Source organism: Pseudomonas sp. JL2 (genome assembly GCF_031570495.1).
GTDB lineage: Bacteria > Pseudomonadota > Gammaproteobacteria > Pseudomonadales > Pseudomonadaceae > Aquipseudomonas > Aquipseudomonas rhizophila.
In genome coordinates, this window is record NZ_JAKUDH010000001.1 from 390,666 (window position 1) to 404,449 (window position 13,784).

General features: G+C 62.0%; 14 protein-coding genes. 5 read left to right on the forward strand and 9 right to left on the reverse strand.

What is annotated here, in order from left to right; all coding sequences use genetic code 11:
- Positions 1-121 precede the first annotated feature (121 nt).
- A complete protein-coding gene (norR, locus tag MKS85_RS01835; protein WP_310662617.1) occupies positions 122-1,654 on the reverse strand; it encodes a nitric oxide reductase transcriptional regulator NorR in 1,533 nt (510 codons plus the stop codon).
- Positions 1,655-1,813: 159 nt separating this feature from the next.
- On the opposite strand from norR, the gene ytfE reads away from it, so the two are divergent.
- The gene (ytfE, locus tag MKS85_RS01840; RefSeq protein WP_047225844.1) at positions 1,814-2,488 is read left to right on the forward strand and encodes an iron-sulfur cluster repair protein YtfE; all 675 of its coding nucleotides are present in this window, start codon (positions 1,814-1,816) and stop codon (positions 2,486-2,488) included.
- A gap of 139 nt (positions 2,489-2,627) precedes the next feature.
- Here the strand turns inward: ytfE and MKS85_RS01845 are convergent, their stop codons facing one another.
- Together MKS85_RS01845 and MKS85_RS01850 are read right to left on the reverse strand one after the other, a co-directional pair.
- Positions 2,628-3,068, reverse strand: a complete 441-nt coding sequence (locus MKS85_RS01845; protein ID WP_139050001.1) for a hypothetical protein — start codon at positions 3,066-3,068, stop codon at positions 2,628-2,630.
- Between the two features lie 13 nt (positions 3,069-3,081).
- A complete protein-coding gene (locus tag MKS85_RS01850) occupies positions 3,082-4,272 on the reverse strand; it encodes an NnrS family protein (protein WP_047225842.1) in 1,191 nt (396 codons plus the stop codon).
- A gap of 579 nt (positions 4,273-4,851) precedes the next feature.
- Between MKS85_RS01850 and MKS85_RS01855 the strand changes: the two genes are divergently transcribed.
- Together MKS85_RS01855 and MKS85_RS01860 are read left to right on the forward strand one after the other, a co-directional pair.
- On the forward strand, positions 4,852-5,535 hold the full coding sequence (locus tag MKS85_RS01855; RefSeq protein ID WP_047225841.1) for a Crp/Fnr family transcriptional regulator: 684 nt from the start codon (positions 4,852-4,854) through the stop codon (positions 5,533-5,535).
- Positions 5,532-5,732, forward strand: coding sequence for a hypothetical protein (locus MKS85_RS01860; RefSeq protein ID WP_047225840.1), 201 nt, complete (start codon positions 5,532-5,534; stop codon positions 5,730-5,732). The genes MKS85_RS01855 and MKS85_RS01860 overlap by 4 nt, the downstream gene beginning before the upstream one ends.
- A gap of 4 nt (positions 5,733-5,736) precedes the next feature.
- Here MKS85_RS01860 and MKS85_RS01865 read toward each other — a convergent pair whose 3' ends face one another.
- The 6 genes from MKS85_RS01865 to MKS85_RS01890 form a co-directional block, all read right to left on the reverse strand.
- A complete protein-coding gene (locus MKS85_RS01865; protein WP_310662618.1) occupies positions 5,737-7,575 on the reverse strand; it encodes a VWA domain-containing protein in 1,839 nt (612 codons plus the stop codon).
- A gap of 161 nt (positions 7,576-7,736) precedes the next feature.
- The gene (locus MKS85_RS01870) at positions 7,737-9,164 is read right to left on the reverse strand and encodes a cbb3-type cytochrome c oxidase subunit I (protein WP_047225838.1); all 1,428 of its coding nucleotides are present in this window, start codon (positions 9,162-9,164) and stop codon (positions 7,737-7,739) included.
- Between the two features lie 3 nt (positions 9,165-9,167).
- The gene (locus MKS85_RS01875; RefSeq protein WP_047225837.1) at positions 9,168-9,608 is read right to left on the reverse strand and encodes a cytochrome c; all 441 of its coding nucleotides are present in this window, start codon (positions 9,606-9,608) and stop codon (positions 9,168-9,170) included.
- A 277-nt stretch (positions 9,609-9,885) separates the two neighbouring features.
- Complete coding sequence (locus MKS85_RS01880; RefSeq protein WP_047225836.1) at positions 9,886-10,131, reverse strand: cytochrome C oxidase subunit IV family protein; 246 nt, start codon at positions 10,129-10,131, stop codon at positions 9,886-9,888.
- A gap of 12 nt (positions 10,132-10,143) precedes the next feature.
- Entirely contained in the window at positions 10,144-10,731 is a 588-nt protein-coding gene (locus MKS85_RS01885) for a cytochrome c oxidase subunit 3 family protein (protein WP_139049999.1), read from the reverse strand.
- Positions 10,715-11,518, reverse strand: a complete 804-nt coding sequence (locus MKS85_RS01890) for a CbbQ/NirQ/NorQ/GpvN family protein (protein WP_076384504.1) — start codon at positions 11,516-11,518, stop codon at positions 10,715-10,717. Before MKS85_RS01890 ends, MKS85_RS01885 begins: the two co-directional genes overlap by 17 nt.
- A gap of 309 nt (positions 11,519-11,827) precedes the next feature.
- On the opposite strand from MKS85_RS01890, the gene nirS reads away from it, so the two are divergent.
- Positions 11,828-13,396 (forward strand): nitrite reductase, encoded by a 1,569-nt coding sequence (nirS, locus tag MKS85_RS01895; RefSeq protein WP_231990623.1) that lies wholly within the window; start codon positions 11,828-11,830, stop codon positions 13,394-13,396.
- A gap of 24 nt (positions 13,397-13,420) precedes the next feature.
- Entirely contained in the window at positions 13,421-13,732 is a 312-nt protein-coding gene (locus MKS85_RS01900; protein WP_047225832.1) for a c-type cytochrome, read from the forward strand.
- Positions 13,733-13,784 lie beyond the last annotated feature (52 nt).

The window sequence follows — 13,784 nt, forward strand, 5'->3', positions numbered from 1 at the left end:
TTGAATTTACCGACGCCATCGCGAGCAAGCTCGCTCCCACAGGGTTTTGTGAACGCCACAGGACGAATGTGGGAGCGAGCTTGCTCGCGATGAAGGCGGCTCGGTCGTTACAGACAGACCGCTACTTGAGCCCCAACCGCCGCGCCAGTTTATGCAGGTTGCTCGGGTCGACCTCCAGCAGCCGCGCCGCACCGGCCCAGTTCTGCCCGCAATGCTCCAGGGCCTTGAGGATCGCCTGGCGCTGGCAAGTGTCGACAGCTTCATTCAGCGGCTGGAACGGTACATCGGCGACCTCTAGAGACTGTTCAAGTGTCGTGTGGGCCGTGGATCCACTGGCACTGACGTCCAGGTCCAGCACCTGCGGCTCCAGGGTCATGATCAGGCTGCGACTGGCCCCGCGGCTGAGTTGCTTCAACGCCGCGCGACTGATCACGTGCTCCAGCTCCCGCACATTGCCCGGCCAGGAGTACGCCAGCAGCGCCTGTTCAGCGACCGGTGACAGGCGCAATCCGCGCAAGCCCAGGCGCGTGCGGTTCAACTCGAGGAAATGCCCGGCGAGCATCAGCACATCGCTACCGCGTTCGCGCAACGGCGGGATCGGCACCGGGTAGACCGAGAGCCGGTGATACAGGTCGGCGCGAAATAGCCCATCGCGAATGCTGTCCGGCAGGTGGCGGTTGGTGGCGGCGATGATCCGCACATCGACGTGCAGCGGCTTGTCAGCACCCAGGCGCTGGATCTCGCCGTTTTGCAGGGTGCGCAGCAACTTGGCCTGCACACTCAACGGCAATTCACCCACCTCGTCGAGAAACAACGTGCCGCCATTGGCCGCGTCGAAACGCCCGGCGCGGTCGGTCGTAGCGCCGGAGAATGCCCCTTTGACGTGGCCGAACAGTTCGCTTTCGGCCAGGGACTCGGGCAAGGCTGCGCAATTGACCTGCACCAGCGGCTTGTGACTGCGCCGGGACAAGCGATGCAAACGACGCGCAAACAACTCCTTGCCGACACCGGTTTCTCCCAGCAACAGCACCGGCAGTTCGGAGTCGGCCAATACGTCCAGCTCGTTGAGCAGTTGATCCAGCACCTCGCTGCGCCCAAGGATCTCGCCCTCCTCGGCCGGCCGACGGACATCCGGCAGATCACTGCGCGAGGCGCGCAGGCTGCGGTTTTCCTGCTCGAGCCGGGTCACCCGCACCGCCGCTTCGATCTGCAAGGTGCACCGTTTGAGTTCTTCCCTTGCGCGGCTGTCGAAGGTGCCAGCATGCAGCGCATCCAGGGTGATCGCGCCCCAGAGCCGCCCTTCCACGTACAGGCTCACGCCCATGCAGTCGTGCACCGGCAGCGGTTCGCCGACGTGGTTATCGAGCAAGCCGTCATAAGGGTCGGGCAAGCGGCTGTCGGGCTCGAACCAGGTGGGTTCGCGCGACGCCATGATCGCCGCCAGGCGCGGATGCTGGGCGATCACGAACCGACGGCCGAGCGCCTCATGCACCAGGCCTACGGTGGCGACAGGCCTGAGGCTGTCATCGTCCAGGCGCAACAAGCCTACGGCGCCACTGTTGAAGTATTCGCGCAGGGTCTGTACCAGGCGTTGCAATCGAACGGCATTGGGCAACTCGACGATCAGGTCGGCGGCCAGGCTTTCACGCAGCATGGTAGTGATTACCCTCCAGGGTTCGTTTGACCCCTTGCAGCCAGGGTGAGAATCACCCTGGTAAATATTTATCCGTTAATTTTCAGACAGTTAATTCTGGCACGTCGGCTGCAAAGTTCGCTCATCTGTCCCTCCCGGGATTCAACCCAAGGAAACATGATGAGCCTCGATCTGCTGGAACAAAGCCTCGGCCAATTGGCCTGCGACATTCCCGGTGCCACCCGTACCTTTCATCACTACAACCTCGACTTCTGTTGTGGCGGGCAAAAATCCTTGCGCGAAGCAGCGCTGGGCAAGGGCCTGAACCCACTGCTGATCGCCGATGCCCTACGCACCCTGCAGGCCGCTGGGGAACTGGGCCATGACTGGCGCGACGAACCCCAGGCGCTGTTGATCGCCCACATCCTGGAACGCTACCACGCCCGTCACCGCGAACAGCTGCCGGAATTGATCCGTCTGGCCCGCCGCGTCGAGATGGTCCATGGCGCCCGGGCCAGTTGCCCCGTCGGCCTGGCCGATCACTTGCAGGACATGTATCAGGAACTCGAAGGCCACATGCTCAAGGAGGAGCAGGTGCTGTTCCCGATGCTGCAACAGGGCCTGGGTGATCGGGCCTCGGCCCCCATCCAGGTACTGCGCTACGAACACGACCAGCACGGTGAAGCGCTGGAAACCATGCTTGCCCTGACCGACCAGATCACCCCGCCCTCCGATGCCTGCAACACCTGGCGCGCCCTGTATCGCGGGCTGGTGGAGTTTCGTGATGACCTGATGCAGCACATCCATCTGGAAAACAATGTGTTGTTCGTCAATGCGATGAAACCCGTTCGCTGACTCTCAAACATTGCCATTACCCCTGTGGGAGCAAAGCTTGCTCGCGATAGCGCTGGATCAGTCAACATTGATACCGACTGACATTGCGCCATCGCGAGCAAGCTTTGCTCCCACAGCCGTTTGTGGCTCTCATTCCTGCTCAAAACTGCCAATAGAACATCGCCTTGGCCAACACCACAATCAGCACCATGTGTCCCAGGATACTGCGACGCAGCCAGCAGGCGCGGTCCGGGGTCAGCCGCCCGCTCTTGAGCCAGTACGCCAGCCACAAATAATGGCCGATGATGCTCAAGGCCAGCAGAATCTTCAGGCTCAGCAACAGGCCGAAGCTGTTGCTCAACGGTTGGCTCAATGCACCGCGATGCTGCCAGGCCAGCGCGATGCCGGCGCTGTAAAGCACCAGCACCACCCCGTGCAACACCTGCCGCGAACGCTTGGCGATCGCAGGATCGGCGGCGTCCCTGACGCCTTGGGCCAAAGGCCGGCGGGCGGCATGCCAGATAAAAACCTCGAAAAACAACGTGCCGATAAAAGCGATAGCCGCCAATAGATGAGTGACCAGCAAAACCCCATACATCATCGATCCCCTCGGCTCATCCTGGATGCCCATCCACGCGGGCCTGCAACAGCATCGGCCCATAACGCCAGGCGTAGAGTCCGAATGCCAGGGTCCAGCACAGCCCCGCCAGCCACAGCGCGGCCAACGGGAACAGCAGCACCAGCAGCACTCGGCTCAGGCATGCCAGGTTCAGCAGGACGAACGCCAGGGTCATGCCGGCCGGCGGTTCCAGGGCTCGCCCGGTATGGCCCAGGCTGACGCGGGCGATCATCGCCAGGATCAACCCGGCCATGGCGCCGATGGACAAGCTGTGCACCGCCAGGCTCGGGTTCAGCGCGACGCCGAAATGCCACAGGGCCATGCCCAGGCAAGCCAGCGCCAGCCAGGCGTAGGCCAGGTGCAGCGACCACAGCAGCGGCACCCGCCACAAATCCCGATCATGCCAACGCACCAGCCGCACCCCGTGCCCCACCGCCAGCGCGGCGAACAACAGGCCGACCCAGAGGCTGGTCGACAGCGCCGGGCCGAAGGCATACAGCAGCGCCACCAGTGCCGACCCCGCCAGTAACAGACGATCGAGCCACGGCCAGGGGGCAACGCCTTCTACCCGGCCCAGACCGCGCTGGGTGAAGAAAGGAATCACCCGCCCGCCGATCAGCCCCATCATCGCCGCCACCAGCCACAGGCCCGTAAGCACACTTTGGCGCTGCAAGCCCTCGTCATGTTGCACCAGACCGTACACGGATAACCCATCAGCGGCGGCCAACAGCAGCAAGACCAGCACAATCGGGTAGTTGCGCTTCTGCCGTACGCGCCACAACGTAATGCCCATCAACGCCGCAACCGCCAGGGCGAAACCCAGCTCCAGCACCGTCAGCAATGGCCAGGGCGCATCTGCCAGCCAGGCCAGTCGCGCGCCCAGCCATAACAGCGCCAGCGCCGCCAGACGTTTGCCACTAAGCCCCGGAGTACCTGTCCAGGTCTGCACGGCCGTCAACAAGAACCCGGCGATGATTGCCAGGCCGAAGCCGAACAGCAGTTCATGACGGTGCCAGGCCAACCAGCCGCCGGCCGGTTGCCAGGCCGACAGCCTTCCAGTAAACGCCGCCAGCCACAACGGTATGGCCAACAATGCAAGCACACACCCGGCCAGGAAAAACGGCCGAAACGCCAGCCGCCACAACGGCAGGATGGCCATGGCCTTGCGACGGTCAAGCACTTGCATACACCACTCCTTTACCTCAGCGCGGGACGGGCCAGCGGTGAGGGGTCAACAATCAGGGTTCGAATGATCAGCTATCGGCACCGGCGGGCCTTGTCTCAGATCAAGCCAGCCTGCCTCACCCAGGTACTTGCAAGGGGCTTGCCGAAACTGTTCGAGGGTGCACCGCCCCACTCAATAAACTGTCTGTTTATCCCCTGAAGGGGCGAGCCTGCTGGCGATGAGGCCGGTCAGCTCGATATCTCCGCTGACTGATAAGCCGCCATCGTGAGCAGGCTCGCTCCCACAAATGGCCATCAACCGGGTAAATATAACCCTGTCATGGTGATTATCACCCTAACAGTACAGGGTCATTTATACCCATCTCACCGTACGGCCCCGCAAATCAACGGTTGCGGGCATGGCCCGTCTCTTGCTCTGGCAGGGCACAGACTTTTTTTTTGCCGGGGTTATCCATGAAATACGTCGCGCTGCCACTCGCCTGGTTCGTCCTGCTCTCTTGCGTCGTGGGTCTGGCCAGCGGCCTGTCCCTGAGCCTCGTCTGAATCCGATTCATTTCCCTGCCATACAAGGACTCATGCCATGGTGCTTCACCGTGTTCATCACCAGATTCTGCGCAGTCATCACCTGTTCGAACCGTTGAACGAAGAACAGCTCGACGAACTGATGAGTACCAGCCAATTGCTGAATGTCGACAGGGGCGAACCGCTGTTCCGCCAAGGCGAACCGGCGCAGGCGTTTTACTTCGTGATCTCCGGCGCGGTGAAAATCTACCGGTTGACGCCGGACGGCCAGGAAAAAGTCTTCGAGGTGATCGGCGAGCGCCAGACCTTCGCTGAAGCCATGATGCTGATGGACACGCCGAACTACGTCGCTTGCGCAGAGGCCGTTGGGCCAACCCAGCTGTATCGCCTGTCCAATGCCACGTACATGCGTCTTTTGCAAAGTAACAGCCGGTTGACCTTCGCCCTGCTCGGCAAGCTCTGTGTGCGCCTGCACCAACGGGTCAACGAGATTGAAACCCTGTCGCTGAAAAACGCCACCCACCGCGTGGTGCGCTACCTGCTGACACAACTGGTGCGCTTGCAAACCGTGGACAGCCAGTTCGAGCTGCCCATGGCCAAGCAACTGATCGCCGGACACCTGTCGATCCAGCCAGAAACCTTCTCGCGGATCATCCGCCGGCTGATCGATGAAAAAATCATCACCCAGGACGGTCGCCAGATCGCCATTCTCGATCGCCTGCGCCTGGAACATTTCGAATGAGCGCACAACCCACCTGCCTGTATTGCCAACACACCAACCCCGCCAATCAAAGCGAATGTCGCCAGTGCGGCATGCCGCTGCCGGCCGAGGCGGCGCTGGCTGGCGAGCGTCGACTGCGACGCTTCACCTGGTTCTGTATCGGTCTGACGATATTCTGCGTCGTCATGTTTTTCTGGTTACCCCGCGACATCGCCTGAACCCTCAATCCTGAGTCAACTGCCGGTACAACTGCGGCAAACGCAGCGGCAGTTGCTCCGGCTGACGGATCAAGGTGTAGCCGTTGGCGCCGAACATGTACGGCAGGTAATCCCCGGCTTCACGATCGATGGTGATGCAAAACGGCGTCAGCCCCTGGCGCCGAGCCTCCAGCACCGCCTGGCGGGTGTCCTCCACGCCATAGCGCCCTTCATAGAGATCCAGATCGTTGGGTTTGCCATCGCTCACCAGCAACAACAACTTGCGTCGCCGCTTGCACCCTTCCAGCCGTTGGGTGGCCTGGCGAATGGCGGCGCCCATGCGCGTGTAGTAACCGGGCCTGAGGCCCTGGATCCGACCGCGGGTGTGGTCGTCATAGCCTTGGTTGAACGCCTTGATCTCGTGCATCCGCACCTGTTGTCGGCGCAGTGAAGAGAACCCGTACAAGGCAAAATCATCCCCCAGCACCGACAGGGTTTCACCGAACAGCAGCAAGCTGTCGCGGATCACGTCGATCACCCGGTGTTCGTCGTTGAGGTGGGCATCGGTGGACATCGACAGATCGGCCAACAGCAGGCAAGCCAGGTCGCGGCGGGTCTGGCGTTGTTCCATGAACAAGCCGCGTTCGCTGCATTGGCCGTGCTGACGCTCGACGTGGAAGTCCAGCCAGGCTTGCAGGTCCAGCTCCGAACCCTGGGTTTGCTGGCGCAGCCATTGTCGATCGTTGCGCAGGTGCTCGAACTGGCGTCGCAAACGCTGGGCCGAGGCGCGCAGGCGGTTCGGCAGCGGCTGAGGTTCGCAGTCCCGGGGAGTGAAAGTCTGCACACTGACGAAATCATCCTGGAGGCGTTGCTTGCGGTAGTCCCATTCCGGCAACAGGATGCCCGCGCCCAGGGGAATGTCATCCACATCGGCCGGCGGCAAGTCCAGGTGCAACTTCAAACCGCCGCCCTTGCGCAAGCGGGTGCGCGACAGGGTCAATTGGTCCAGGTCCTCGGCGACGCGCGCCGCGTCCGGGTCTTCGCTGTCGTCCGCCCAGCGATCCAGGTCCACGTGCTCGGTCCAACTGAACAGGTTCTCCAGGCGCACGATCAGCAACCCACCGTCCCGGGTGGTGTCGTCGATGCGCTCGGCGCGCTTGCGACCGCCCTGCTGCTCACCCGGCGGCGTCGCCAGGTATTGCTCGGACTCCTCGAGGTTGGCCGCCTGGGGATTGCCTAGATGCTGGGGCGGATACAGCCACAGCGGCAGCGGCCAGGCGGCCCGCTCACTGCGCGGAAAATGCTCGACGCTGCCCGGTTCGCGCAAGGCCTGACACAGCGCGCGCTCCAGGGCCGCCTCGGCCGGGGGCAATGATTGTGGGTCGGGACGCAACGACAGATGCGCATCCACCAGCCGCCGATATCGGCCACGCAGCGCCGGGTAACGCCCCAGCATTGCCAGGGTCCAGCGTTGGTTGTCACGTCCCCAATGTTTCATCGGCCCCGCTTGCGCGGCCAGCAACGCCAGCCAGCGGTACAGTTCTTCGTTCAACCCGGCATCGGGAAACGCCGCCAGGCTCGCCGGCAAACGCAGGTTGTCGCCATCGCACCAGGCCAATGGCACTTGCTTGCAGGTGCCGGCGATCTGCTGCAACAGGTTGCGGCGCAGCAACAGGTCGCGGTCGCTGACGGCCTCCACACCCAGGTGAGAAGCACCACCGGTGGCGCGCAACAGTACATGCAGAGCGCGTTGCCGGGGGATCAACTCCACCCGCGCTTCGGGAAAATCCACACTGGCTCGTCGGGTGATGAAACGGTGCCAGACGCTGCCGACCCACTCTTCCAGTTCAAGGGTGAATGCCATGGTTATTCTCCTATCGACGCGTTGCGGTGGAGGGACTGGCTCGCATCGCTTTTGTGGCGAGGGAGCTTGCTCCCGCTTGGGTGCGAAGCGCCCATCAAAAAGGGTCTGCTGCGCAGCCCAGCGGGAGCAAGCTCCCTCGCCACGGCCTCAGTGGTGGCCTTTCAAGACGGCACCACCGCCGCCGGTGCGCGCAAAGCGGCGCGGCCACGTTGGCGGAAGCTGAACAGGTAGCAGAGCAAACCAGCCAGGAACCCGACGCCGCTGACCAGACGCGCCCAGAACAGCGGCTTCAAATGGTCCATCGTCGCCATGAACGGCAAGGCACTGCCGTCCGCCATCCAGCGTTGCAGCCACACCTGGACGACACCGGCGGCGGTGAGGAACAAGGTGATCATCACCATAGACAGCGTCATCAGCCAGAAGCCCCAGATCTCCAGGCGCTGCGAGCGCTCATCCGCCGCTTCACCCAACCCGCGCAGACGCGGCATGGCGTAGCTGATCAGCGTCATGACGATCATCGCGTAGGCACCGTAGAAAGCCAGGTGACCATGGGCCGCAGTCAGTTGCGAACCGTGGGTGTAGAAGTTCACCGGTGCCAAGGTGTGCAGGAACCCCCAGACGCCGGCGCCGAAGAACGCGGTGACCGTGGTGCCTTTGGCCCACAAGGTGGCGGCGCGGTTGGGGTGTTGCCGGCGACGGTTCTTCACCATGCTGAAGGCGAAGATCACCATCGCCAGGAACGGCAGCGGTTCCAGCGCGGAGAAGATCGATCCGACCCACAACCAGACTTCGGGTGCGCCGATCCAGAAGAAGTGGTGACCGGTGCCGATGATCCCGGTAATCAGGGCCATGGCGATGATCACGTAGAGCCACTTCTCGACCACTTCGCGGTCCACACCAGTGACCTTGATCAGCACAAAGGCGAGCATCGAACCCATGATCAGTTCCCAGACGCCTTCAACCCAAAGATGCACCACCCACCACCAGTAATACTTGTCGCGGACGAGGTTTTCCGGGTTGTAGAAGGAGAACAGGAAGAACACCGCCAGGCCGATCAGGCCGGTCATCATCACCATGCTGACCGTGGTCTTGCGGCCCTTGAGCATGGTCATGCCGATGTTGTAGAGGAAACCCAGGCAGACCACCACGATGCCCATCTTGGTGATCGTCGGTTGCTCCAGGAACTCACGGCCCATGGTCGGTAGCAAATCGTTGCCGGTAACTTTCGCCAGCGTGGCATAGGGCACCGAGAGGTAGCCCAGGATCGTCAGTACCCCGGCGGCGGCGAACACCCAGAACAGCACGATCGCCAGCTTCGGACTGTGCAGCTCCCGGTCGGCTTCCTCGGGTATCAGGTAGTACGCCGCGCCCATGAAGCCAAACAGCAGCCAGACGATCAGCAGGTTGGTGTGGACCATGCGGGCCACGTTGAAGGGAATCAGCGGGAACAGGAAGTCGCCGACCACGTATTGCAGCCCCATGATCAAACCGAACAGTACCTGCCCCAGGAACAACATCAGGGCAAACACGAAGTAAGGTTTGGCGACGGCCTGCGAGGCGAATTTCAGATGCGGATTAGCCATGCTCATCTCTCAGCCCTCCTTGTTTGGCGGCCAGCCATTGGTATTGATTTTCGAACTCCACTTGAGGAACTCGGCGATGTCGTCGACTTCCTGTTCGCTGAGGTTGAACTGCGGCATGGCGCGACGGCCGGGAACGTTCAGCGGCTGCATTTTCATCCAGGCCTGCAGGAACGGCGTGAAGGCTTCCTCGCCACCGCGCCGGTTGACCACATTGCCCAGCTCCGGCGCGAAATACGCGCCCTCGCCCAGCAGCGTATGGCAGCCGATACAGTTGTTGCGCTCCCAGACGCCCTTGCCGCGTATCACCGATTCGCTCAATTGCGCCTGGTTGCTGCGCTCTGGAAAGGTCTGTTCCGAGTGGTAGGTCAGGGCCAGGAATATCAGGAAAAAGAACACGCTTCCCCCGAAATAAATATTCCTGGCCATGCCTTTGGTAAAGGTATCTGACATGGTCACTTCCTCATTGCTTGGCGTGTCCATTCTAGGAAGCGAGGGTCCAGAACCCGCTTGATGGCGATCAAGAATCTCCGATGGTTTTAGTGGGTTGTTCCAGCACAGCCAGGAAGGCAGATGAGCTGTTGTGGCGAGGGAGCTTGCTCCCGCTGGGTTGCGAAGCGACCCTAAAACCTGCTGACGCGGAGTGTCAGATGGATTGAGTTGTTGCTGTAGGGGCTGCTGCGCAGCCCAGCGGGAGCAAGCTCCCTCGCCACAGGGAGTACGTCGGGATTCAGAGCGCGAACGAGATCACAATCGCGAGCAGCGCCGCCCAGCTCAACACCAGCCAGCGCCACAATCGCGGCGCATGGCGCAACTCCATGAAGCCGTCGGCGATCAACCAGGCCTTGGTCACCGCCACCGCGAGGATGGCGATGGACACCAGCCCGGTGGCAGCGACCTGGCCCAGGGCAACGGTGCCGATGCTCAGCACGGCCAGTGTCATCCAGCAGACGATCAAGACACGGGAAACCGACATGAGCACCTCCGCTCAACCGAGAATGTAGACAACCGGAAACAGCAACACCCAGACCAGGTCCACCATGTGCCAATACAGCACGCCGGATTCCAGCCCGCTGCACTGCTGCGCCCCGTAACGCCGCCGCCGGCAACCCTCGGCCAGCCAGGCAAGGATCACCATGCCCAGCAACACATGGAGAAAGTGAAACGCCGTGAGGATCCAGTACAAGGTGAAGAAGGTGTTGTGCTCCAGGCCGAGACCGTTGGCCAACAAGTGGGCGTACTCGATGAGCTTGAGCGCCACGTAGCCGCCGGCAACCAACAAGGCCAGCCAAAACAGCAGCGCCGCCTGGCGTGGCCGGTCCTGTCGGACTTGCTCCTGGGCCAAGGCTGCGAACAACCCGGCGCTCAGCAGGCTGAGGGTCATCGCCAGGCCGGTGGAGCGATCCAGCAACTGCCGGCCTTCGCTGAACAACGGCGGGTTCAATGCCTGGGCGACGGCGAATGCCAGGATCAGCAAGGCAAACACCGTCAGTTCGGCGAGGATGAAAAACCACATTGCCAGATCCCCTGGCAAACGCCGGGTGGACAGCGCAGCGGCTTCAGCCGAAGTGGACATCGACCACATCCATCAATGCGGCAACGGTTTGCGGATCGTCGCTCAACGGCTCGGCCAGACAGGCCAGACAGGCTTGGCGCGGGTCCATGCCGGCTCCGATCATGCGCGCGGCGAAAATCAGCAGACGCGTGGAGGCCACCTCCTCCAGATCATGCTGATCGAGCCGACGCAGCGCCTGCCCCAACCGCACCACCTGGGCCGCCAAAGCCATATCCACCCCGGCCTCGCGGGCAACGATGCGCTCTTCATCGGCAACCGTAGGATAGCCAAAGCGCATCGCCACGAAACGCTGGCGGGTGCTGGGTTTCATGCCCTTGAGCAAGTTCTGGTAACCGGGGTTGTACGACACCACCAGCATGAACGACGGCGGTGCCTGGAGAACCTCGCCGGTGCGTTCCAGATACAGCTGTCGGCGATCATCGGCCAAGGGGTGCAACACCACTGCGGTGTCCTGGCGTGCCTCCACCACCTCGTCCAGATAACAGATGCCCCCCTCGCGCACCGCTCGGGTCAGAGGCCCATCCTGCCACCAGGTGCCCTGGGCGCCGATCAGGTGACGACCCACCAAGTCGGCTGCGCTCAGGTCATCGTGGCAGGCCACGGTGTACAGCGGCAATTTCAGACGGTGAGCCATGTGCTGGACAAAACGGGTCTTGCCGCAACCGGTGGGGCCTTTGACCAGCACCGGCATGCCGTGCCGCCAGGCCTGTTCGAACAACGCCAGCTCGTTGTCCTGGGGTTGGTAGAAAGGTTCGGCCGGGTGTTCAAGGGTGTGGATAGCGTTCATGGCATGACCTGATCAGATAACACGATTGCCAGCCACGCTACGGGCCCCTGCGACAACCTGGCAAGGGCTGTGGCCGGCAAACTTGATCGCCGTCAAGCGGGTAACCACCGGCCTGGGCATAGCCTTGCAGCGCACCAAGAATCTGCGCGCCGAACGTCAATTGCAGGGCCGCGCGGGTCATGCCTGAGGAGAAATGGAATGCTGATCAGCCACAAAAAATCGTGGGTCATGGGGGTCGGGGCGCTGTGTACGGCGCTGGCTGCACTCAATGCCTTCGCCAACCCACCCGCTGCGCCGCAAGACGCCCGCATGGTCAAGACCGAAGGCGCGCCGGATCTGAGCCAGGCCGACTTCGACGCGGCCAAGCAAATCTACTTCCAGCGCTGCGCCGGCTGCCATGGTGTGCTGCGCAAGGGCGCCACCGGTAAACCGCTGACACCCGACATCACTCAGGGCCGCGGCCAGGCCTACCTGGAGGCGCTGATTACCTACGGTTCAGCCGCCGGCATGCCCAACTGGGGCACCTCCAACGCCCTGACCAAAGACCAGATCACGGTAATGGCCAAGTTCATCCAACACACCCCGCCTACCCCACCGGAATGGGGCATGGCCGAAACCCTCAAGACCTGGAAGGTGCTGGTCAAACCTGAAGACCGGCCCACCCGGCAACTCAATTCACTCAACCTGCAAAACCTGTTTTCAGTCACCCTGCGCGATGACGGCAAGATTGCCCTGGTCGACGGCGACAGCAAAAAGATCGTCAAGCTGATCGACACCGGTTACGCGGTGCACATTTCGCGTATCTCGGCGTCCGGGCGTTACCTGCTGGTGATCGGCCGGGACGCCAAGATCGACATGATCGACCTGTGGCCGCAAGAGCCGACCAAGGTGGCCGAGATCAAAGTCGGGATCGAGGCCCGCTCGGTGGAAACCTCCAAGTTCAAGGGCTACGAAGACAAGTACACCATTGCCGGCTCGTATTGGCCGCCGCAGTTCACCATCATGGACGGCGAAACCCTGGAGCCCAGACAGATCGTCTCGACACGCGGCATGACCGTCGATACCCAGCAATATCACCCCGAGCCGCGGGTGGCGGCGATCATCGCGTCACATGAGTGGCCGGAGTTCATCGTCAACGTCAAGGAAACCGGCAAGGTGATGCTGGTCAACTACCAGGACATCAAGAACCTCACCATCACCAGCATCGACGCCGCACCGTTCCTGCATGACGGTGGCTGGGACAGCAGCCATCGCTATTTCATGACGGCGGCGAACAACTCCAACCAGGTGGCAGTCATCGACTCCAAGGAGCGCAAGCTCACCGCCCTGGTGGATGTCGGTAAAACCCCGCACCCGGGACGCGGCGCCAACTTCAACCATCCGCTCTACGGCCCGGTCTGGGCTACCAGTCACCTGGGTGATGCCGGCGTCTCACTGATCGGCACCGACCCGGTCAAGCATCCGCAATATGCCTGGAAACAGGTGGACTCGCTCCAGGGCCAGGGTGGCGGTTCGCTGTTCATCAAGACCCACCCCAAGTCCCGTCACCTGTACGTCGACACCACCCTCAGCCCCGACACCAAGCTCAGCCAATCGGTGGCGGTGTTCGACATCGACAAGCTCGACGCCGGCTACACAGTGCTGCCGATTGCCGAGTACGCCGGTATCAAGAAAGGTGCGATGCGCGTGGTGCAACCGGAATACAACAAGGCCGGCGATGAAGTCTGGTTCTCGGTCTGGAGCGGTCAGGAAGACGAGTCGGCGCTGGTGGTGATCGATGACAAGACCCTCAAGCTCAAGAGCGTGATCAAGGACAAACGCCTGATCACCCCTACCGGAAAATTCAACGTTTACAACACCCAACACGACATCTATTGAGCCCCATCAATAAGAGGAAAAACCATGAAGCCTATTCTGCTTGCCCTGACCTTGAGTGCCGCATTCAGCCTGCAACCGGCGCTGGCCCAGGACGGCCCGACACTGTTCAAGAGCAAACCCTGTGGCGCCTGCCACTCCATTGACACCAAGTTGGTAGGGCCGGCGCTCAAGGAGGTGGCGGCAAAAAATGCCGGCGTCGCCGGAGCACAAGAGCTGTTGGCCAAGCACATCAAGGAAGGCACGCAAGGAAACTGGGGACCAATGCCGATGCCAGCCAATCCGGTGACCGATGAAGAAGCCAAGATCCTCGCGGCGTGGGTCTTGACCCTTAAGTAACGTTGATTAAGAGCATCTCCCTGTGGCGAGGGGATTTATGGGGGAGCAAGGC